Origin of the sequence: Acinetobacter sp. YH01008, from assembly GCF_013420435.1 — a bacterium.
GTDB classification, from domain to species: domain Bacteria; phylum Pseudomonadota; class Gammaproteobacteria; order Pseudomonadales; family Moraxellaceae; genus Acinetobacter; species Acinetobacter pseudolwoffii.
Genome location: NZ_VOYD01000026.1, coordinates 1 through 21,026 on the forward strand (window position 1 = coordinate 1; position 21,026 = coordinate 21,026).

Annotated in this window: 24 protein-coding genes; 14 read left to right on the forward strand and 10 right to left on the reverse strand. The window is 41.4% G+C overall.

The window, feature by feature from the left end; all coding sequences use genetic code 11:
• The first annotated feature begins 190 nt into the window (after positions 1-190).
• From FTT75_RS12550 to ssb, 9 genes are all read left to right on the forward strand, one after another.
• The gene (locus FTT75_RS12550) at positions 191-502 is read left to right on the forward strand and encodes a hypothetical protein (RefSeq protein WP_180186545.1); all 312 of its coding nucleotides are present in this window, start codon (positions 191-193) and stop codon (positions 500-502) included.
• Positions 503-580: 78 nt separating this feature from the next.
• Positions 581-796 carry a transcriptional regulator gene (locus FTT75_RS12555; protein WP_180186547.1) on the forward strand — a complete coding sequence of 72 codons (216 nt, stop codon included), beginning with the start codon at positions 581-583 and terminating at the stop codon, positions 794-796.
• A gap of 2 nt (positions 797-798) precedes the next feature.
• The gene (locus tag FTT75_RS12560; protein ID WP_180186549.1) at positions 799-1,017 is read left to right on the forward strand and encodes a helix-turn-helix domain-containing protein; all 219 of its coding nucleotides are present in this window, start codon (positions 799-801) and stop codon (positions 1,015-1,017) included.
• On the forward strand, positions 1,014-1,520 hold the full coding sequence (locus FTT75_RS12565) for a BRO family protein (RefSeq protein ID WP_180186551.1): 507 nt from the start codon (positions 1,014-1,016) through the stop codon (positions 1,518-1,520). The genes FTT75_RS12560 and FTT75_RS12565 overlap by 4 nt, the downstream gene beginning before the upstream one ends.
• Positions 1,513-1,881, forward strand: coding sequence for a hypothetical protein (locus tag FTT75_RS12570; RefSeq protein WP_180186553.1), 369 nt, complete (start codon positions 1,513-1,515; stop codon positions 1,879-1,881). Before FTT75_RS12565 ends, FTT75_RS12570 begins: the two co-directional genes overlap by 8 nt.
• Positions 1,882-2,195: 314 nt before the next feature.
• A complete protein-coding gene (locus tag FTT75_RS12575; protein WP_180186555.1) occupies positions 2,196-2,594 on the forward strand; it encodes a hypothetical protein in 399 nt (132 codons plus the stop codon).
• Positions 2,591-4,723, forward strand: a complete 2,133-nt coding sequence (locus FTT75_RS12580) for a DUF3987 domain-containing protein (protein WP_180186557.1) — start codon at positions 2,591-2,593, stop codon at positions 4,721-4,723. Before FTT75_RS12575 ends, FTT75_RS12580 begins: the two co-directional genes overlap by 4 nt.
• Positions 4,724-5,013: 290 nt before the next feature.
• Positions 5,014-5,526, forward strand: coding sequence for a hypothetical protein (locus FTT75_RS12585; RefSeq protein ID WP_180186560.1), 513 nt, complete (start codon positions 5,014-5,016; stop codon positions 5,524-5,526).
• A 36-nt stretch (positions 5,527-5,562) separates the two neighbouring features.
• Positions 5,563-5,889, forward strand: coding sequence for a single-stranded DNA-binding protein (ssb, locus tag FTT75_RS12590; protein ID WP_180186561.1), 327 nt, complete (start codon positions 5,563-5,565; stop codon positions 5,887-5,889).
• Positions 5,890-6,196: 307 nt separating this feature from the next.
• On the opposite strand, the gene FTT75_RS12595 is transcribed toward ssb, so the two are convergent.
• The 4 genes from FTT75_RS12595 to FTT75_RS12610 all read right to left on the reverse strand — a co-directional run bounded on the left by FTT75_RS12595 (position 6,197) and on the right by FTT75_RS12610 (position 9,089).
• On the reverse strand, positions 6,197-6,523 hold the full coding sequence (locus FTT75_RS12595; protein WP_180186563.1) for a hypothetical protein: 327 nt from the start codon (positions 6,521-6,523) through the stop codon (positions 6,197-6,199).
• Positions 6,524-6,806: 283 nt separating this feature from the next.
• The gene (locus tag FTT75_RS12600; protein WP_180186565.1) at positions 6,807-7,739 is read right to left on the reverse strand and encodes a hypothetical protein; all 933 of its coding nucleotides are present in this window, start codon (positions 7,737-7,739) and stop codon (positions 6,807-6,809) included.
• Between the two features lie 871 nt (positions 7,740-8,610).
• The gene (locus tag FTT75_RS12605) at positions 8,611-8,799 is read right to left on the reverse strand and encodes a hypothetical protein (protein WP_180186567.1); all 189 of its coding nucleotides are present in this window, start codon (positions 8,797-8,799) and stop codon (positions 8,611-8,613) included.
• On the reverse strand, positions 8,796-9,089 hold the full coding sequence (locus FTT75_RS12610; RefSeq protein ID WP_180186569.1) for a hypothetical protein: 294 nt from the start codon (positions 9,087-9,089) through the stop codon (positions 8,796-8,798). Before FTT75_RS12610 ends, FTT75_RS12605 begins: the two co-directional genes overlap by 4 nt.
• 227 nt (positions 9,090-9,316) lie before the next feature.
• Here FTT75_RS12610 and FTT75_RS12615 point away from each other — a divergent pair, with 227 nt between their 5' ends.
• The 3 genes from FTT75_RS12615 to FTT75_RS12625 all read left to right on the forward strand — a co-directional run bounded on the left by FTT75_RS12615 (position 9,317) and on the right by FTT75_RS12625 (position 13,950).
• Positions 9,317-9,811 (forward strand): hypothetical protein, encoded by a 495-nt coding sequence (locus FTT75_RS12615; RefSeq protein WP_180186571.1) that lies wholly within the window; start codon positions 9,317-9,319, stop codon positions 9,809-9,811.
• Positions 9,812-11,222: 1,411 nt separating this feature from the next.
• On the forward strand, positions 11,223-12,470 hold the full coding sequence (locus FTT75_RS12620; RefSeq protein WP_180186573.1) for an OmpP1/FadL family transporter: 1,248 nt from the start codon (positions 11,223-11,225) through the stop codon (positions 12,468-12,470).
• Positions 12,471-12,786: 316 nt separating this feature from the next.
• Positions 12,787-13,950 (forward strand): OmpP1/FadL family transporter, encoded by a 1,164-nt coding sequence (locus FTT75_RS12625; protein WP_180186575.1) that lies wholly within the window; start codon positions 12,787-12,789, stop codon positions 13,948-13,950.
• A 60-nt stretch (positions 13,951-14,010) separates the two neighbouring features.
• Here the strand turns inward: FTT75_RS12625 and thrH are convergent, their stop codons facing one another.
• Complete coding sequence (gene thrH, locus FTT75_RS12630; protein ID WP_180186577.1) at positions 14,011-14,628, reverse strand: bifunctional phosphoserine phosphatase/homoserine phosphotransferase ThrH; 618 nt, start codon at positions 14,626-14,628, stop codon at positions 14,011-14,013.
• A gap of 204 nt (positions 14,629-14,832) precedes the next feature.
• On the opposite strand from thrH, the gene FTT75_RS12635 reads away from it, so the two are divergent.
• Together FTT75_RS12635 and FTT75_RS12640 are read left to right on the forward strand one after the other, a co-directional pair.
• Complete coding sequence (locus FTT75_RS12635; RefSeq protein WP_180186579.1) at positions 14,833-15,567, forward strand: phosphoadenylyl-sulfate reductase; 735 nt, start codon at positions 14,833-14,835, stop codon at positions 15,565-15,567.
• Positions 15,568-15,739: 172 nt separating this feature from the next.
• Entirely contained in the window at positions 15,740-17,122 is a 1,383-nt protein-coding gene (locus FTT75_RS12640; protein WP_005096186.1) for a wax ester/triacylglycerol synthase family O-acyltransferase, read from the forward strand.
• A gap of 207 nt (positions 17,123-17,329) precedes the next feature.
• Here FTT75_RS12640 and FTT75_RS12645 read toward each other — a convergent pair whose 3' ends face one another.
• The 5 genes from FTT75_RS12645 to mreC all read right to left on the reverse strand — a co-directional run bounded on the left by FTT75_RS12645 (position 17,330) and on the right by mreC (position 21,021).
• Positions 17,330-17,503, reverse strand: coding sequence for a PA1571 family protein (locus tag FTT75_RS12645; RefSeq protein ID WP_005096185.1), 174 nt, complete (start codon positions 17,501-17,503; stop codon positions 17,330-17,332).
• A 132-nt stretch (positions 17,504-17,635) separates the two neighbouring features.
• Positions 17,636-19,090 carry a ribonuclease G gene (gene rng / locus FTT75_RS12650; RefSeq protein ID WP_005096179.1) on the reverse strand — a complete coding sequence of 485 codons (1,455 nt, stop codon included), beginning with the start codon at positions 19,088-19,090 and terminating at the stop codon, positions 17,636-17,638.
• A 41-nt stretch (positions 19,091-19,131) separates the two neighbouring features.
• The gene (locus tag FTT75_RS12655; RefSeq protein WP_005096178.1) at positions 19,132-19,698 is read right to left on the reverse strand and encodes a Maf-like protein; all 567 of its coding nucleotides are present in this window, start codon (positions 19,696-19,698) and stop codon (positions 19,132-19,134) included.
• The gene (mreD, locus tag FTT75_RS12660) at positions 19,686-20,177 is read right to left on the reverse strand and encodes a rod shape-determining protein MreD (protein WP_005096176.1); all 492 of its coding nucleotides are present in this window, start codon (positions 20,175-20,177) and stop codon (positions 19,686-19,688) included. Before mreD ends, FTT75_RS12655 begins: the two co-directional genes overlap by 13 nt.
• Positions 20,164-21,021: a rod shape-determining protein MreC gene (gene mreC, locus FTT75_RS12665; RefSeq protein WP_005096172.1), complete on the reverse strand. Its 858-nt coding sequence runs from the start codon at positions 21,019-21,021 to the stop codon at positions 20,164-20,166. The genes mreD and mreC overlap by 14 nt, the downstream gene beginning before the upstream one ends.
• Between the last annotated feature and the right edge of the window lie 5 nt (positions 21,022-21,026).

Genomic DNA, 21,026 nt, shown 5'->3' on the forward strand with positions numbered 1-21,026 from the left:
GATAATCTTTTTCAGATTCAATCAATAATTGAACCGCTCTTTCTCTGATTTCAGGGGTATATTTTAATTTTGTCATCGGGATAGTCTCTCAGAATATTGACTCTCCGACAAACCCGGTACGGTTCACGACCTAGAAGAAATCACTTCGAGGCATTTCACAGGAGAAGTAACTCGTCATTTTGTAGAAAAAGTGATTGAAAAAACAACTAAAAAAGAAAGAGAGCCTCGGCAAAAGGGCGGTTTCATTAAAGCAGAAAAAGATCGTAAAAAAATGACACCTATTATTGATGATGTATTCAGTCTTTACCTAACTCCTAACCCATTAACAGGCAAAAAATGGAAGAGCAAAGCTGAATGTGCAAGGTATTTTATAAAGAATTTTTATTTAAGGCATCCAGATACAGACACCGAGCTAGACCCTAAAAAATTAGTGGCTAAAATTACCAAACGAATAAATGACCGAGCTGCTAGCAGAGAGGTCACTTTGCTAGCTGATAGATAACTCTGCTAGTAGCCTTACACAAACCAATTAAAATCAAACTGATACTAAGCCCATATTCACTCATATATGGGCTTTTTTATGGCTATTCAACCTATCCGCGTTCAATTCAAAACAGCTTGTGAGCTACTGGACATAAGCCGTGAATCATTGCGTCATATCGTGCGTACTGATGCCGACTTCCCGAAAGCTATAAAAATGGGAACGACTAAGCAGGCTCCAGTCTATTTTGACTATGCCGAGCTTGTAGAGTGGCATAACAGCCAAAAGCAAAGCCTTTCAGCATTGGAGGCTTAATCATGAATAGCACCCAATTAAAACAAGTTTTGGCTTATCTCAAGCAAGGTAAAACCATTTCACAGGCTGAGGCTATTGACCTATTCAATTGCTACCGATTGAGCGCAATTATTCAGCGTTTACGCAATGCAGGTTATGACATTGTGACCCATTACGAGCGCAATAATTCAGGCATTGGCAGACATGCACGGTATGAACTTATTACGCAGGTGGCAGCATGAACCCAGCTATTTTTAATTTCAATAATCACGGCGTTCGGATCGCCTTTGATGCAAACGGACTGCCTTTATTTTGTCTGCCTGATGTTGGTCAAGCCTTAGAGATTAAGAATGCAACAGCAAGCCGTTTTAAACTAAATCCAAAGGGGGTACATGAAATGTATACCCTTACAAATGGCGGTACTCAAAAGCTAACTTTTATCAGTGAAGAAAACCTTTACCGCATTGTATTCAGATCAACTAAACCCGAAGCAATCAATTTCCAAAACTGGGTATTTTCTGAGGTATTGCCGAGCATCCGCAAGACTGGGAGTTATTCAGCAAGACAGACAGCCTATGAGGAATTAAACCGCCTTTGTATGCAGGCAAAGACCCAAAAGGCCAAAGGTTCATTTCATGGCACTGGATTAGTGAACCATCGTTATTCAATGCGAGATTTAAACCTAAGAATTACAACATGCAAAGCCAATTTACAGCTAACTTTTGAGGGTATACACAATGATTGAGCATGTAGACCCTGAGTTTTTCAAAGCCTTTGAGCATTACAAGGCAATGCTGGCCCAGTATGGGGAACACCACCCCATCACTGAGCGCGCACTCATTCTAACGATGCACTACACGCCTGAGCATATCAAAGAAGAAATGCACCAAAAGGCGAAGGAATTAAACCTACTGCCACCGGCAAGCGGTTATACGGATGACGGTGAACCTATGTACCGCCTGGAGGACATTGCAAAGCATTTTGGTATTAGCTTTGAAGAAGCAGAACAGCAGTTATTACAGATGATGGACAACCGCCAAAAGGTCGGTTTATCGAATGACGGCGTTTTGGTTGATTCAAAGATCAGTTTTAACCGTGTGCAATGAGGGCTAAGTATGAAAAATAAATCGTTCAATATTGCCAACATGCCCAAGTATGGTTATAGTTCTTCTGCTTTGAGCAAAATCTCAGAGTTAGCTTTGACAGGCTATAAATCTCAACAGGCGTACACGGTCCGCATCGGGCTTTTTTTGTGCGTAATATCTCTATGCGTTCGCATCTTAATGGTGAAGCTGGAGAGGGACACATTTATGTGTGCAGGTCACCTGTTGAGCCTGTCTGTCAACCCTTTTCAGCTTTGCCACCAATTATTTGACAGTAATCGGCAAGGCTCCATTAGTTCAACAGGAGCGCATTAATCATGCCTAAATCTATTCAAACCAAAACATCTCAAGACCATCTTGAGCATGCTCAAGTCATTCTTGAATCGCTAGAAGGTTTATTACTTCAAACATTTGTCAGCTACGACCAGTACGATATATCCGATGCCAAAGCAAAGGCCATGCTCAGTGTGTGTGAAGTGCTGGCGAATGGTGCTTTAGAAGATATTGAAAGTGCTAGTGCTAAAAATAAAATCTCCCTTTCGACTTGTATCACTCAAGCGCATGGCATTGCAGTCGTGCTGAGTGAATTGTCTAGATTGACTCTATCCAAAGGCTACACAGCAGCAGCTATACACGGCTTATTCTTGGCAGCAGAACAGCTAAATGAATCATTAGAAGTGGCGGTTGATGCTGTTATGAAAGGGGGTGCTGTATGAATGCAAAACTCCCTTGCGATAAAACTGCAATTACTTTGGCAGTCAGCACCGATCCAGTAACAGGCACTAAAACCGAATATCATTCTCTTGAAGACTTTGCTCAAAGCTGTATTGATGAGAAGGCTTTTAAGGTTAAACCTGAGAGCTATATTTGTTCTGAATTGCCAGAATATAACTGCGAAGAATGTGAAGCGCTCCCCCTGGTCAATCCTCAGCAATTGACTGAAGTCATCGGGTATGGAATCAGAGGTATTGCCAAGAAATACGACATTAGCCAGACACCTTGTAAAGAGATTGACTCTAAAAAAGTATCTTTTTCGATTGGTAAAAATGGAGTATTTGCAAGTAACACAAATAATAAATATATGCCGTATGTCTTAGGTACAGACAATATAGATTTATTTGTGCAACTTGCTAAGGCTGGAGAGGCCATTGTGCTTCATAAGGATATTGATGCAGCGTATCAGATTATAAACAATGGTATGCCTGAAACAATATTTAGAATGATGGTGGGCTTTAATCTATCTCAACAGGATCAAGATTTATTTGTTCAGGTGAATGATAGTTTTAAAACACTTTCAATCAATCAAATTAAGCAGTTTTTTACTGAAAAAAAGCAGCAAATCATAAAATCAATTGAATCTGATTCATCTGTACAACCTCAAGTTGAGGAGATTCCAGTAAATCTGAAGGTAGATAATTCAGGAAGCTGGCAGGCTCCAGTGAGCCTGAGAAATGACACTTTAATTCAATCAAAACCTTATCCTATTAATGAACTTCCTGAAGTTGTCAGAGAGGCAATTTTAGCCACCACTGAATACGTTCAAGCTCCCCTAGCAATGGCAGCTCAATGCGTTTTAGCCAGTATTTCATTTTTAGCACAAGGTAAGGTGAATGCACCTAGAGAAACCAACAGGGAGGGAATGCCTTCCTCTCTATTTTTCTTAACTGAAGGTGGTAGCGGTGGGCGTAAGTCATCATGCCAAAAGTTGGTTGAGCTACCGATCCGGGAGCATGAGCGCCAACAGAATGACGAGTACAAAAAGGTGCTGGACGATTGGAACGCTAGGTCAAAAACAATTGAATCAAAAGAGTTTGCTCAATGGACGTTAGATAATCCAAGACCAACCGATCCGACCAGTATTTTTTCAGACATTACTATCGAAACCTTAACCAAGTTTTATATTAAAGGAATAGTTAAAAATGCTTCGTTAAGTAGTGATGAGGCCGGACAGTTCTTTGATGGTCACACCATGAAAGGCGACACAGCCAAAAGCGCCTTAGGTACATTCACCAAGTTGTTTGATGATGGATATTGCCAGAGAAATCGGGCGTCATCTGATGATAATGGAACAGCCTATGATGTTCGCCTGACTTTCAACCTACTTGGGCAACGAGCGGTACTTGCTAGTGCGCTAAATGACACAACTTTAAGAGGACAAGGCTTTTTACCTCGATTTATTTTAACTGCTCCAGAGAGCATTGCTGGACAAAGAACGCATACGGTTGAGTTTAGACAAAAGCTGAAAAACTCACACAATGACCCTCGATTAACTAAATTTTGGAATCGTTGTAGAGATATTTTAAAAGATGAGTTACCCGTCCTTTTGAATGATTCAGGAGAGGTTTCATACTTCCCTGTGATGCAGCTATCGAATGAAGCAGAGCTACTGGAACTTGAGTTCTACAATGAGTGTGAGATTTTACAAGGTAGCGGAAAACAATTTGAATTTATGCAGCCTTTTGCCAGTCGTGCAAATGAACTTGCCAGACGTTTAGGAGCGGTCTTAGCTTACTTTGAAAACAGGTCTGAAATTGATTTAGAAACCATGCGGGCAGCTTGCGCCGTCATTCGACATTCATTGTCTGAGTGGTTCAGGTATTCGGACATTGAGGTTGCTGATGAGAGTGATTCTGAGAAGCTGATTAAGTACCTCTTAACCAAATGCAAAAAGGAAAAAACCAACCTGTTGCAAAGAACGATAGCAATGAAAGGCGCACCACTTCAAATAAGAAAAGCGAAGGAGTTCGACCCTTGTTTAAACGAGTTAATCGAGTTCAATTATGTTCGACTGGTGACCATTAACCGATCCGCTTACATTGAATTGAATCCGGCATTGCTGAAATAGTTGCGATTTTGCGTTTTTTGGCTGAAACCCTTGTGGTGTAAGGTTCTCCATGTCGCAAATGGTATGCGATTCGTATGCGGAGCATGCGATTTTTACTTGCTCATGTCGCATACATCGCATGTGAATCGCAAGGGTAATGCGATACGGAAAGCCACACAGAGAAAGGCATACAAGGGAAAAACGCAAAATCGCAGATAAATTACAGAGAAATAGAAATAATAGGTGTGAAGAATGGCAAATGTAAGTCAAGCTACCGTGACAGAGCAACTGGATTTATTGGGGAATTGGATATGAGTATTCGAAAGGCATTGGAACTCATCCGGGAAGCCAAATCATTTCAATGCGTTTTATATCCTGTTCCGCCCAATGGCATACGGTGGGCTAGCCAAAACGTACCACCAGGTGAATTTTTAGATGAGGTGAAAGCTCACAAGTCTGCATTGCTTGACTACTTCAGTTATACAGACAGAGATTTAACGCCGTTACTTGGACGCGCATTTGATGGGTATCTGTACTGTCTTAATCAGATGCGTGAATGTCATAGCAGTGTTTCTGCATCCACTTGCAATGTATCTACCTTGTATTGGCGCTCCACTGTTAAAGCAACGCTACAGGTTAGCAATCCAGAGCTAAAACTGATTGAAATGTTACTGATACAAAGTGAACAGCTTAAATACCTGGATGACTCCAATACAGCATTGATTACACCTGAGCAGGAGCAGCAAAAATATTCAACGGATGCAGATGCAAACACCGCGTTCAATTATTTGCTCAGCAAGCATAGACAGTTTGTTTATTGCTAACCACTACGAACCTATTAAGAATAAGAGAATGAAACAATGGCGAACTTAAACAGAGTGACAGTAATGGGCGTTTTGGGTCGTGACCCTGAAACAAAGCAATTCTCTAACGGTGGCAGCGTTACAACATTCAGCGTTGCAACGTCCGAGCATTGGAAGGACAAGACTACAGGCGAACGCAAAGAAGCTACAGAATGGCACAGGATTACCACTAACAACCGATTAGCCGAGATTGCGAGTAAGTACCTCAAGAAAGGCGGAAAGGTGTTTGTCGAGGGAAGTCTTAAAACTAGGAAGTGGAAAGACGGTAAAGGGATAGATCGGGAAGTAACGGAAATCAAAGCTGAAACGCTGCAACTGCTTTAAGTGAATGGCCTCCTTAGTTGGGGGCTTTTTATTGCGCCAGTATCTTTGACAAAACCTTTGACATTTTTTTAATGAGAAACTCAGCAAGTCGATGAAATGTAATATTAATGCTTTGACATTTCCCCCTCTTTTTATGGACTCTAAAAATTCAGAATTAAATCGATATGACATAGATAACGTGTCGATGCTTTAGACGGCGTTAGATTGCTGCAGTCTAATTAGATAAGCTGCACCAGTAGAAATACTTACTGCTACGGCGCGATGGTTAGATCAGGTTTGAGCTAGCACACTTAAACCTGATCTAACCTTACTGGTAAATGTCATTCTCTCGTTTTAGGTATTCATCCGTACTTTCATCTTTGAATACTACCTTTTCTATATGTGAAATTCGGCGGCTCATAACCTCAATATCAGTCTTGCTGGCCTTAATATTATTTTTTTCCCATAAATCACTTACCTTTTGTGCTGATGCTTTGCTTTCTTCTAGCTTCCTTATTTTCCCTCTTATATCGGATAGTTCTGCTTCCAGTCGCTCCCTTTCCTTGTACTGGTATGCAAGGCCGCGCTCCAAACTGTATGTCCGGTATAAACTAGACAGTACTGCTAGTATTAGAATAATTATTAGTACAGTCATCTAATTCACCTCCCGGTTCGTATTGCTTTCTATTCTGTATGCAATGTCTTGCAAGATATCAATTTGCTTTTCTATATCCTGCAAAGAAAGACTAACCTCATCGTGTAATCTAAATAGCTTTTTCTCAATGTCGCACAATTTGCTCCATAGGAACCAGTACAAAACACCTATTATTAGAAAACCACCAATGCTTATAAACATAAAAAACCCCCATTGTAATGAGGATTTTATAGCACAAATATTAATCTCTAGCTGCGTTGAAAACATTACAAGCACCCAGTAATCAGAGTACACCTTTCTTGTTCATTATTCCGTAAGCTGCTGCCATACTGCCAAGGTCGTTAGCTGTATTTGACCAAGCATTTGCGCTACCAACCTGTCCCGCTGCAATCGAGTTCGCGCCTGCCATAGTATTATTCGCTACCGCTTGCGCTGTTTGCATACCAGCATTACCTACGCCAGCTGCTGCATTCTGACCAATGCTAACCAGATTGTTTAAACGGTTGTACTGGTTGTTTTGATCAGTCATGTAGCGACTGTAAGCGTTGTTGTCTTGAGACTGCCAGTTATTAAATGCTTGTTGATGCTGATTGCTACGCATTTGCTCATTCTGCAATGCATTATTGAAGTTGTTTTGTTGCAAGCCTGCTTGACCTAAATATTGATTAAATCCAAGTTGCGCTTGGTTTTGATTTAAGCCTTCGTTTTGCAAGTATTGATTGTGCGCTGTAGCATATTCTTGAGATGCAAGATTACTGTTGTGGTTATTGAGCGCTTTTAATGTAGCTCCACTTAGTAAGCCACCTTGAGCGGCTGCACTTGACTGAATACCATCCATTCCTTGCTGCTTGCGATACTGGTATCCTGGTGATTCCTCAAAATTAAACTGGCCGACATTGTATTCGGGACCATCATAATTTGAATGCACGTTAGCATTCGGCAATCTTGATGTATATGGGCTTGATGAGCCATTATAGTTAAATCCACTGCCCTGATAAGCGCTTGGATCAAAGCCGGCAAGCTTGCCAATTGCATTCACCCCTGCCTGATTGTATGGCATCAAGTCTTCGCGTGTCTGCTCAAAGTTCGCTTGCTGAATTGCGCTCGCTTGATCCGCTGATGCCGCTTGAGTTTTGGCTGCTTTTTTTGAAGCACTTGATGCCATTGCACCGCCTGCAATAGCGGCACCACCACCAATTATTGCTGCTGCTACCATATCAATCTCCCAATCATATTTATTTCACCTTTTAACTGCTAAAAATATTCAGTAAATTTAATCTTTAAAGCTACTGATTTTGGCTATTAATTGCTTAATAACTGATTATTATTTTACCATGTTTAAATGTGTTAATTATTTTTGTTATTCAATAATTTATGTAAGATATTACGTACAAATTAGACATGATTTTTATACGTTTTTATACTGATATTTTCATCAGAAAATAGGGTTCTAATTTCAAGTTTTATCAGGTTCAAAGGTTAAGTTTTGTTAAGTTCAAATACTGACTATCACTTACTTTCAAATAACAGGTTTTGACAGGTTTATTCGTTGGGTTTTCTTTGGATTTCTTTAGGTTTTTAAATTAACGATTCGTACACGTCTGGTCACGTTACGTTTATTCCATCTTCAATACTTCCTGATCTATATGTTTTATTTTAAGTAGACATTATTTCCAATCTCCACACATATAAAACCCATCCGAAAAACATCAAAATATATGGTTCCAAATAGGTTTTTTATACTGGGAAAAATGTCAGGTTTTGTTAGGTTTATATTTCTATTTTTATGGATGGATACCAAAATTATGACCGTATACCCCATGTCCGTACTTTTGATCATTTTATATACGTGGACTATGTTACTACATCAAAAAAATGCTGTTACCACATCAAAACCTGTATATCCGATTTCCTGTTACCACATCAAAACGATATGTCTTATGCGATGTTTCGGCCAAATAAAAAATATAACTTCATGTCGATATTCTTAGTGAGTTATCTCAGTCGGATTGATCAGGTTTAAATAATTATTAAGAGCGTAAAGCGTGGCATAAGACTATGTATATTTAAGGCATTAAAAAAGCCCACTATTGTGAGCTGTTCTTTTCCTTCATGTCTTCATTCAATTGTTCTTTAACCCATCCGCTAAAATCATCCAGTTTATTAGCATGGGCCAATAGATCGGCATCATGTGGATTCTCAATATTGAAGCTGACTAGCTTTTGCTTGCGCTTTTTTTCATAGCGAGTTTTGGGCGTGTCGTTGGGCTTATTCATGCACTGGCCTTTTGCTCGCTGGATTCCCATTCAGCCTTATATACTTCTGCCCCTTTAGCATGGCTGCGGTGGCGGTCTTCTGCTAAATATTCATACATATCTAGTTGAGTAACCATTTCAGAAAAATGATACTGGCTGACTTCTTTTCCACTTTCTGCCAGCTTGTTTAACTTCATTACTTCTTTTCTGATATGGCTGATAGCTGTACACATCCAGTTCATATCTGATTCAGCTAATGAAGCTAGGTCGTGCATATCACAAGCATCATAAGTTTTAGTCTTGTTCGTCATTGTATACCCCTTAGTAGATTATTTATTCAATATATCGTATATACGATTATATAGCAAGGGGGGGATTTCATATCTTATGGATTGGCCCAAAACGGAGACCACTCCAAACCGCACCAGCAAAAAAAATCCTGTTTGAGTTAAAAGTTAAAAGTTAAAATAATGTTAAAGCAGATACAATCAATATCATTATTTTAGAGCCTAAATAATTAGGGAAATTAGTGTGCTTTATGTCAAAAGGTAGCGTGGAAAATTACAGCTTTATAAGCATTAAGCAGCTTAATCTGAGAAGTTTATTAAGTGCTGACCACCTGAAAAAGTATAAAAACATCAGCATCACCGCAAGCAACGACTACGGTAGTTTTAACCTGAGCTTAACTCATTCACCTTGCAACTACGGCGGTGTAAGATTTTGGTTTTTATGCTCATGCGGTAAACGCTGCACCAAACTGTATTTAAAACGCGGTACGTACGCTTGCAGACAATGCCAGCAACTCAATTACATGTCACAACAATGGAACAAGTCTGATATACCGCTACTACGTGTCAGACGGCTACGGAATCGCTTGCAATGGTCACAAGACCTTAGAGAGTGGTCAGTACATCAAAAGCCTAAAAACATGCACTGTAGAACATTTGCTGCACTTGTAAGGGAACTAGAAAAAAGAGAACAGGAACGGCTACAAATGCTTGTTGTTTATCTTAATGGTCTTGGTATTCGGTGACTGTTCAATTCAGCATTTTGAATGTCTAGTTTTGTCAGGTTCAAAGCGTTTGAATGTCAACAAATGTCAACACCCGGGCATTTTTGAATATTAGGTTTTATTAAGTCCAATATCATGACGGCGCAAAATTGCGTTGTCGAAACTCTAGTTTTTCCCCCTGGTAGCAACCAGCGAAAAATTGCGTTCGTTAAACTGAAGTTTTCTATAGTAGTGATGAACTACGAAAGTTTCGTAGTGGTCACCAGTACCCATGCTCAGATGTGAGCAACGGTATGCACTCTCAGCTTTGACCGATACAGGAATTCCTGTAGTGCCTGTTGAGCGGAAAATTACTTCCCCCCTAAACAATCAGCTCCCAAAAAAATGGGAGATGCATCCAAATCTGGACAGACCTCGAATATGAGTTTTTATGAGCAACTGCAAAGATTTTTGCATGTGAATATTGTTCACGCACAAAGATACGCTGCAAATTATTTTTCACCGTATGGCTTTCAGAGATTCCCGTAACCCAAAATATTGGCATCTCTTAACTTTCACCAGTGATGAAAGATGAGCTTTGCGAGTAGCTTAAAGATACGCTCAAATCTGAGTGCATCTCTTAACTGCCTTTAAAGTGTAGTAGCGGATCAGGAATATTCACCCCAAGGGGAGATATGAGCAATTTTGCTCACATTTAAAACGCGACCAAGTGAGTACCTTAAAGTCACTCACAAATCACTGACAGTCAAAAGTGACGTGCAGCATAAGCACCACAAAAAAGATGAGCTTTATAATCCGATCCATTAAGAACCTGAGCCACCAATAAGGGGAGCAGCTAAAAAACACAGCAAACCGATATACAGCTTAGTGATAATCAAGAAAGAAAATGCGCGGGTGCGTGAAGGACTAAGTTACTCAAAGTAACTCAGTAGCTCAAAGTCACTTAGTGGCCATTTCGAACGGTAAAAAAGGGCAGTTATAAGGGGGTACATTCAGGAATGAGGATACAAGAGAGGATACATATAGATATACTGAAACATTAAACCCTTTGTTTGTATGGCTTGTAGAGCATTGTTCTATCCCCGCAGGGCGCGCATTATTAAATACGTGATTTATTTAACAAAACATCTAATGAATTATTTAAATACTTATTATTTTTTTATTTCCTCCCTTTTCCTTTCCTAAATCTATGATAGTTATAACTAAATAAATATTAACCAGCGTTTTCCCCACTCATTATTAGATCTTTTACTCTATTCAGCTGCTTTTTTATGCTTTATTTTCACTCTAGAGCATTTACTCTTATTTTAATTGTGGTATTTTTGACACATGGAGTAACAAATGATTGCGGTTGAGTAACCGAAGTCTCCAAAATTAAATAAGTGCAAACAACAACGCTAGATATAAATTTGTACCTCAAGGAAAGACGTAAATGAAATTAAAAACATTAACTACTGCAATGATTCTCGCTACTGTACCAATGACAGGTGCTTTTGCAGCTGCAATGGACCGCTCAGGACAATCTATCTCAGCGTTCCTACAACCAGGGAATTACTTTGAGGCAGGTATTTCTGTTCTAGATGCAGATGTGTCTGGTACAGCATTTACTGGTGAAAGCACAGGTGATATGGCAAGCTCTTATCACTTCCCTTCAGCAGCACTAAAAATTCAAGCAACTGATAACATTTCAGTCGGTCTGTTATATGATCAACCATTTGGTGCAAAAGCTGAGTACAAAAATCAATCTAATGCTTTTAATCCTACTGGTGAAGATGGTACTTTAGCCGAAGTTCATACTGAAAACCTATCATTACTCGTTGGCTTCCAACCAAATGCAAACTGGAACTTCTACGGTGGTGCAGTGTATCAAGAAGCCAAAGGTGAAGTAGCGCTACGTGGTGTAGCTTACTCAGCTCTTAGTGGTTATAATGCTAATATGAAGAAAGAAGGTGAGTTCGGTTGGTTAGCTGGTTTTGCTTATCAAATTCCAGAAATCGCTTTAAAAGCATCATTAACTTATCGTTCTGAAATTGAACATGATTTAAAATCAAATGAAGATCTAGCTGGTAATCCACTAAATGTCGCGCTAGGTGTTGGTTTAGCAGGTAATCCAGCCGCATTCCCTACATTTGCTGCTGGCACAACTAATGTCACAACGCCTCAATCTGTAAATTTAGACTTACAGTCGGGTATTATGGCTGATACTGTTGCTTTCTTGAATGTGCGTTGGGTAAATTGGGACGGCATGGCAATCCGTCCAGCTCAATTTGGACAAGCTTTAGATGCGGCGGCAGCGTTAGCATCAACTCTACCAGCACAAGATCCTCGTTCTGCCTTAGCGGCTTTAGCAGGTGGAAACCTAGTTGAATACAACAAAGATCAATGGTCCGCAACTGGTGGCGTAGGTCGCAAATTCAGTGAAAAATGGGCAGGTAATGTCTCTGTAGGTTGGGACTCAGGTGCAGGTAATCCAATTACTACGCTTGGTCCAACAGAAGGCTACTGGAACGTAGGCTTAGGTTTACAATACAGCCCTGCTCCAAACTACTTCATCGCTGGTGGTCTGAAATACTTCTGGTTGGGTGATGCAACAGCACTTACAGTGGCGAACCCTAATGTAGGTGAATTTGAAGATAACAATGCCATCGCATATGGCTTGAAAATGGGCTACCGTTTCTAAGTTTCAATTGAATAAAAAACCGCCTTCGGGTGGTTTTTTATGCCTTTAACTCTGCTTTTTATACACTTGCATATCATTTGTTTATTTTTAGAGCACTCACTTTATATGTAAATCTACTTTTTTATAAAAAAAAATATTCTTTTATTCTTTTATTTTTCATCTAGTTAATATTGAAAATATAGTATAAATACTCTAAGCAATCTTTTTGTTTAACCGCCATAGTTCATTTCTTCGACAAAGCTGAGTATTTACTCTTTTTGAATTTATGTTACTTTTCCATCACATTTTTGTTACAGATGGCATCAGGGAACGTACCATGAAGCTCAATAAAATTTATTCTGCTATTTTACTTAGCGCTTTACCTCTTTCTGCAGTTCAAGCAGCTGGCTTAGACCGTTCTGGTCAATCTATTTCTGCTTTTTTACAGCCGGGTAACTATGCGGAAGCTGGTATTTCGGTTCTTGATCCAACTGTTAAAGGCTCTTCTACAGTAACAGATTTACAGGGCGAAAAAATCAGTGATATGGGTGAAGACTATTACTTCCCTTCCGCAGCAATCAAAGTTCAAGCAACTGATAAAATTTCACTTGGTTTGATTTACGATCAACCTTTTGGTGCTGATGCAACCTACTCATCAACAGCAGGTACATTTGGTAATGGTATGGAAGGAACTTCTGTTGAAGTTGATACTAATAATCTAACAGCGCTGATTGGTTACCAACCCAACCAAAACTGGAATTTTTATGCAGGTCCCGTATATCAAACAGTTGAAGGAAAAGTTTCATTACGTGGTGCCGCATACGGTGGTACTCATCTATTAGGTGGCTACGACATAGATCTTAAAGAAAATGATGCTTTCGGTTGGATTGCAGGTGCCGCATACTCTATTCCTGAAATTGCACTTAGAGCTGCTGTCACTTATCGCTCTGAAATCAAGCATGAACTTGATACTTCAGAAACATTTGCCCTAGGTGCTGTTGTTCGTCCTAACTCAAACACAGAAGTTGTTACACCTCAGTCTGTAAACATTGATTTACAATCAGGTGTTGCTAAAGACACCTTAGCTTTTGCAAATATTCGTTGGGTACATTGGGATCAATTTGCAGTTAAACCTACATATTTAGCTGCTGCAACACAGGCTGCAAGAGGCAAAGCACAAAACCTAATCGACTATTCAGATGATCAGTGGTCTATTACAACAGGTATCTCTCATAAGTTTAATGATAAATGGGCTGGTTCAGCTTCTGTTGGTTATGACTCTGGTGCAGGCAACCCTGTTACGACTCTTGGCCCAGTAAATGGAAACTGGAGTATTGGATTAGGCGCGCAATATAGCCCTGCTGAAAACTACTTCATTCAAGCTGGCGTGAAACATTTATGGTTAGGCGATGCTACAGCGCGCACTGGAACCACAGATGTGGGTGAATTTGAAGACAACAATGCGTGGGCATACGGTATGAAGATTGGTTACCGTTTCTAATTCCAAATCTGTATTCATAAAAAAAGCCGCATGATGCGGCTTTTTTTATTGGTTATTCACTTATGCTGGAATATCACGCACCGACGCATTACGAATAGCTTCTTTGAGTGCCGCATAGCCATGAATCGGTGGGAACTGTGGGAACTCTGCAATCACATTTTCAGGCGCATCAAACAAGAAGCCTGCGTCCGCTTCACCAAGCATGGTGGTATCATTATACGAATCCCCTGCTGCAATGACACGGAAATTCAAGCCATGTAAAGCTTGCACCGCTTTACGTTTTTGATCAGGTTGACGAAGCTTATACGCTGAAATCATGCCCTTTTCATCTGTCTCTAACTTATGACAGAAAATCGTTGGCCAATCCAGTTGCTTCATCAATGGATGTGCAAATTCATAGAAAGTATCTGAAAGAATAATTAATTGAAAATGCGTACTCACCCATTTCACAAATTCTTTTGCTCCTGGGAATGGACCCATTTCTGCAATCACTTCCTGAATATCGTTCAAGCCTAAACCGTGCTGTTTTAAAATATTCAGACGTTGGGTCATCAGTACATCATAGTCAGGAATGTCACGAGTCGTCGCTTCAAGCTCTTTAATACCGGTTTTTTTGGCAAAGTTAATCCAGATTTCTGGAACCAACACACCTTCTAAATCTAGACATACGACTTCCATGAACATTCCCTCTAAGTTGTATTGAAAAAATTTTGCACTATCATAGCTGAAGCAACAGATTTTGTACTGTACTTTTTTAAATCTATTTTTTTCATAAGTATTTATTTTTTAGTGATAAGTCAATTAAATCAATTCTATTAAAATAGAGGTGAAATTAATTAATATAGGCCATGTCCTTTCCAAGCCTATATCGCCAGGATTCTCATGACCATCATTCCTACTATTGATCGTATTGATGCACTTGCATCTGAATATGCAGATAAATCGCCCAATGAAATTTTGGCACTTGCACTGAGCCAGCAAGGTGAAATTGCGATTTCATTTTCTGGTGCTGAAGATATTGTATTGATTGATATGGCATCGCATCTCGGTAAACCGTTCCGGGTATTCAGTCTGGATACTGGCCGTCTACATGCAGAGACGTATCAGTTTATTGAACGGGTACGTAAGCATTACAACATCGAGATTGAAATCTGCTTCCCTGAAACTGCAGACGTGCAAAATCTAGTGACGACAAAAGGTTTATTCAGTTTCTTTGAAGATGGCCATCAGGAATGTTGCGGTATACGCAAGGTTCAACCGCTACGTAAAAAACTGGCGACGCTGGATGGCTGGATTACTGGTCAGCGCAAAGACCAAAGTCCGGGTACACGCAATGAAATTCCTGTGGTTCAGGCAGATCCAGGTTTCTCCGGTCCGGGAAAACAGTTGATCAAGTACAATCCTCTAGCCAACTGGTCCAGTGCGGATGTCTGGAGCTATATCCGTATGATGGAAGTCCCTTATAATGCCCTGCATGAGAAAGGTTTTGTTTCTATCGGCTGTGAACCTTGTACTCGCCCTGTGCTGCCAAATCAGCATGAACGCGAAGGCCGCTGGTGGTGGGAAGAAGCCACGCATAAAGAATGTGGTCTGCATGCCGGCAACTTGCAAAAATGATCTAGCATAACCATCGACTCGTCGGTGGTTTTTTCATAAACCAATCATCTACAGAAAAATCAGTACCTTTCCGTGGCAAAATCGCTATACTTTGTAATGTCAATATTAATAATTCTAACAAGGTTGTTCGGATCAGAGCAGCTGAAGAAAGTGCAGTGAGGCAATCCACGCTATGCGTCCATTACATCCAATTGATTTTATTTTCTTAACTTTAGAGAAACGGCAGCAGCCTATGCATGTAGGTGGACTATTTTTATTCCAAATTCCCGAAAATGCACCCGCTTCCTTTATTCAGGATCTCGTCACTGATATTCAAAACTCCAAATCATCGCCGATTCCACCTTTTAATAATTATTTAAATGGCCTGTTTTGGGATGAAGACCAAGAATTTGATTTAGATCATCATTTTCGTCATATTGCCCTGCCGAAACCGGGTCGTATCCGTGAATTGCTCACTTATATTTCACAAGAACATAGTGCGCTGATTGATCGTGCCAAGCCTTTATGGACCTGTCATATTATTGAAGGAATTGAAGGTAATCGTTTTGCCATGTATTTCAAGATCCATCATGCGATGGTGGACGGAATCGCCGGCATGCGTCTGGTCGAAAAATCGCTGTCGCATGATCCGAATGCCAAAAGTATTGTGCCACCGTGGTGTGTTGAAGGGCCACGCGCCAAACGCCTTAAAGCACCTAAGGTCAATGCTTTTAAAAATGTCCTGCAAACCATTAAAGGCCAACTGGAATGCGCACCACGCGTCGCTTATGAGCTGTCTCAGACCGTTATGAAGGATATGGGGCGCAATCCGGATTATGTGTCCAGTTTTCAGGCACCAAGTTGTATTCTGAACCAACGTGTCAGTGCTTCGCGTCGTTTTGCAGCACAATCCTTTGAATTTTCACGTTTACGGCATATTTCTAAAGCATTGGGCGTCACGATTAATGACATGGTACTGGCCATCTGTTCAGGTGCACTACGTGAATATTTACTATCACAAAACGCTTTACCGAAAAAACCATTAATTGCTATGGTTCCGGCCTCGGTTCGAAGTGATGATTCGGATGTTTCCAATCGCATTACCATGATTCTGGCCAATCTGGGCACCCATAAAGAAGATCCTCTGGAACGTCTCAAAATTGTACGTGGCAGTGTACTGAGTGCCAAGGAACGTTTTAAACGCATGAATGCCAATCAGATTTTAAATTATAGTGCCTTTGTCTATGGTGCAGCCGGTCTGAACATTGCATCCGGTTTAATGCCAACGCGCCAGGCATTTAATGTGATTATTTCCAATGTACCCGGCCCTCAGGAACCGCTATATTGGAATGGTGCACGTCTCGAAGCGCTTTATCCAGCCTCAATTGTACTAGATGGGCAGGCTTTGAACATTACCATGACCAGCTATCTGGACAAACTGGAAGTCGGCTTAACCGCATGCCGTAATGCCCTGCCGAAAATGCAGAACCTGCTGACGCATCTTGAAGAAGAAATCCAGCGTTTTGAACGAATTGTAGATGGTGAACCTGTCCCAAAGTTACAGGCGGTGAGCTAGCCGCGGATCAATAAATAGAATATATAAACTGAAAAAAGTGTTGATCATTTTTGCCAGTCCTAGCGCACATAATTAAGGGGCTCATAGAGCCCCTTGGTTTTATTTTTTAACATCGTTTTAAATTTATTTTATATTTTTGGGATGATGCATCCATTTTTGATTGCCTAGAATTTATTTCAATCTGCACAAGATTCTGTATCGGTAGCATTAGCTTTTGATGGTACGACACTGTTGTAATAATTGATGGCAGGCATTACGAATCATGCTGGCGGTAATCTGGACTTCATTACCGCGCTCATCGACGATATATCCTGCATGTACAGTCTTTGGTTCTAATACGTGTTTTAGGCCTTTATTAATTACTGCTTTACTCATATTCATAACACACTCCTTTTGCTAAGCCTGAAACTGGGAGAAACGGCTTTGGCTAATTCATGCATCTAGTATTGTAAATAACAGCACCAATGTAAAATTTCAGATGTAACAAGTGTTTAACGATATTCTGTTACAATTTCAGCTGAGAATGATATCGTATTGCTCTTGCGTATACAGATTTTCTACTTGGAACTTAATCACGCGGTTAATGAAATGCTCTAGATCAGCGACTGCTGGGGCCTCTACTGTTAGTAAACGATCAATTACAGCGGGATGCGCGACAACAGTAAAGCCACTCTGCGACTCATAAGCACGTGCATAACGCAGAATTTCTCTGAATATTTCGTAACATACTGACTCGGCTGTTTTGACATAACCACGTCCCTGACAAGTCGGACAGGATTCACAGAGTAAATGTTCCAGTGACTCACGGGTGCGTTTTCGGGTCATTTCCACCAGACCCAGTTCAGATACCTGAGTAATCTTGGTTTTAGCATGGTCACGTTCCAACATGCGCTCAAACTGTTTCATCACTTCTTCACGATGCTGCGCTTCCTGCATATCAATGAAATCAATGATGATAATTCCACCCAGATTACGCAGACGCAACTGACGTGCAATGACCTGAGTCGCTTCCATATTGGTTTTAAAAACAGTGTCTTCCAGTGAGCGACCACCCACATAAGAGCCGGTATTGACGTCAATGGTGGCCATCGCTTCGGTCTGATCAATCATCAGATAACCGCCCGACTTCAACGCAACACGAGTTTGCAGCGCCTTTTGCAGATCTTCTTCAACATTATATAAGTCAAAAATTGGACGCTCGCCCGGGTAGTGCAGTAAGCGGTCTCGCATATTCGGCACGAATTCTTCGACAAACTCTTGCAGCTTGGCATGAATTTCACGTGAATCGACGTAGATTTTTGCAGTTTCTTCATTGGCCAGATCACGAATGATCCGTTGTGGTAAAGGCAATTCTTCAAAGATCAGCGAGGGAACTGCAATAATCTTCTGCTTACGCTGGATATATTCCCAAAGCTTGGCCAGATAAGCCATATCTTGGGCAATGGCTGCTTCTTCAATACCTTCAGCAGCGGTACGTACAATCACTGAGCCTGGCAGCTTATGCTCGGCCTGAATCCGCTCAATAATCGAACGCAAACGATTGCGCTCTTCCTCAGATTCAATTCGCTGCGACACCCCAATATGATTGCCATAAGGCATCAGCACCAGATAACGCGAAGGAATAGACAAATCCGTGGAAAGACGGGCACCTTTGGTACCCAGCATATCTTTCATCACCTGAACCGTGAGGATTTGACCGGGCTGAAGCAGTTCAAAGACATTTGGGGTGGGCTGCTGGCGCGGCCAGACCATATCATTGATATGCAAAAATGCCGTTCTGGACAGACCAATATCCACAAACGCAGCCTGCATACCCGGCAAGACCCGTACCACTTTGCCTTTATAGACATTACCGACCAAGCCACGCTTGGCTGTACGCTCGACAAACAGTTCATTGACCGTGCCGTTTTCAATCAACGCGACCCGACATTCCATCGGCGTGACGTTAATCAATAACTCGTCAGACATAATTACACTCAAAACATTATAAAAATTCTTTTTATCAGCAGTTAATTTAGTGCCTTAACTGTCTGTAATAACTGTACGGTTTCATAGAGCGGCAAGCCGACCACATTGGAATAGCTGCCTTGTATTTTTGGAATATAACGTGCTGCAATTCCTTGAATCGCATAAGCCCCGGCTTTACCCAGCGGCTCACCTGTGGCCCAGTAACTTTCCATGTCTGCGGCACTCAGGATTTGAAATTCGACCTGCGTACGTACCACTATACTGTATTTTTCATCTTTTGTACGAACACAGACACCGCTATAGACATCATGCCACCGACCGGAGATTTTTGTCCACATTTCAATGGCATGTTGCTTGGATTCTGGTTTACCCAAAATCTCACTATCGACCCCCAGACTGGTATCCGCAGCAATGATGATTGCATCTGGATAACGCTCGGCCACTGCATCAGCCTTGGCTCGTGCCAGACGTTCAACATAAGCCGCGACGGATTCACCTTCACGCACAGATTCATCGATATCCGGACTGTAGATATCAAAGCTCAGTCCGAGCTGCTGTAATAACTCACAACGCCGAGGTGAGCTGGAAGCGAGAATTATATGCGCCATTTTTTCAACATATAATAGAGGACAGGCCAAACCAGAATACTGGTCAGCATTGGAATCCAGTGCCTGGCAAAAGAAAATTGCACGCCTGCCACAATCTGGGCAAAAAAGATCATCAGCAAATGTGCAACAATTGCCAGCCCCGTAATCACCCAGAGATTATTAAAGGTCAGGATACGGCGTTCACGAGTCAGGAATCGGGCTAAAAAGGCAATAATAATAAAGCTGAGGGCATTCAGACCTAAAGGTGCGTCCAGCAGCAAATCAATAAAAATACCGGTACCAAAGGCAAACCATATCCCGCACCAGGTCGGCTGACACAACACCCAGAATAGCATCACCATCAGCATGAACAGCGGACGCCAGCCCGAGAGAGTATAAGAAAGTGGATAGACCATTAAAATCGAAGCCACGATCACTGAAATGACGATGGCAAATAAGGGATCACGATGCTTTCTGGATTTCATCTTAGCGATTGACATGCGGTTGCTCCATCGCCAATGAGTCGGAAAATAACACCACCACATGATGACCACCGGCCAACTGCGCGGCTGGCGTTACATCAATCTGGGCAAATTCACCTGAATTATGTCGTTGTACTTTGGACACCTGCCCCACCAGATAACCTGCCGGAAAATGTTGGCCCAAGCCTGAACTATAGACTTTTTCCCCGACCTTGATATTGGCACTGGTAGGTACATATTCCATTTTCAAACGTCCCAGATCACCCGTCCCCGAGACAATGGCACGCATTCCAGTATGTTCCAGACGCACTGACAATGAATGTTCTTTATCAGACAACAGCATGACCCGGCTACTATGCGGATAGACATTAATAATCTGTCCCATAATCCCCTTGTCATCCAGTACCGTTTGCCCGACTTTCAGCTCGTTATTTGAACCCCGGTTGATCACAATGATATGTCTTAAAGGATCGGCATCGGTGCCAATCACTTCCGCAATTTCAATACGCCCGTCAATGATCAGTGGTGTATCGAGCAGACCGCGCAAACGGGTATTTTCAGCAGAAAGTTCAGAGATTTTTTGTAAGCGAACTTGCGCCTGCAACAACTCAGCCTGCATCGCGGTATTTTCCCGACGCAACTGAACTTCAGACTTGGTTTGTTGATTCAACCACTCTCGCGACAATACCGGATAACTGGCCACAGCATAAATAGGATTATAGGCCGCGTACAGGACATCCCTTGCAGGTTGTACAACATGTGGCATGCGCCAATCAAAGAAAAGCACCACCAAGCATGTTACCAATGCAATAATAAAAGAGCGAAAAGATGGCGGTTGTCGAGAAAACAGATGTGCTTGCACCCGCC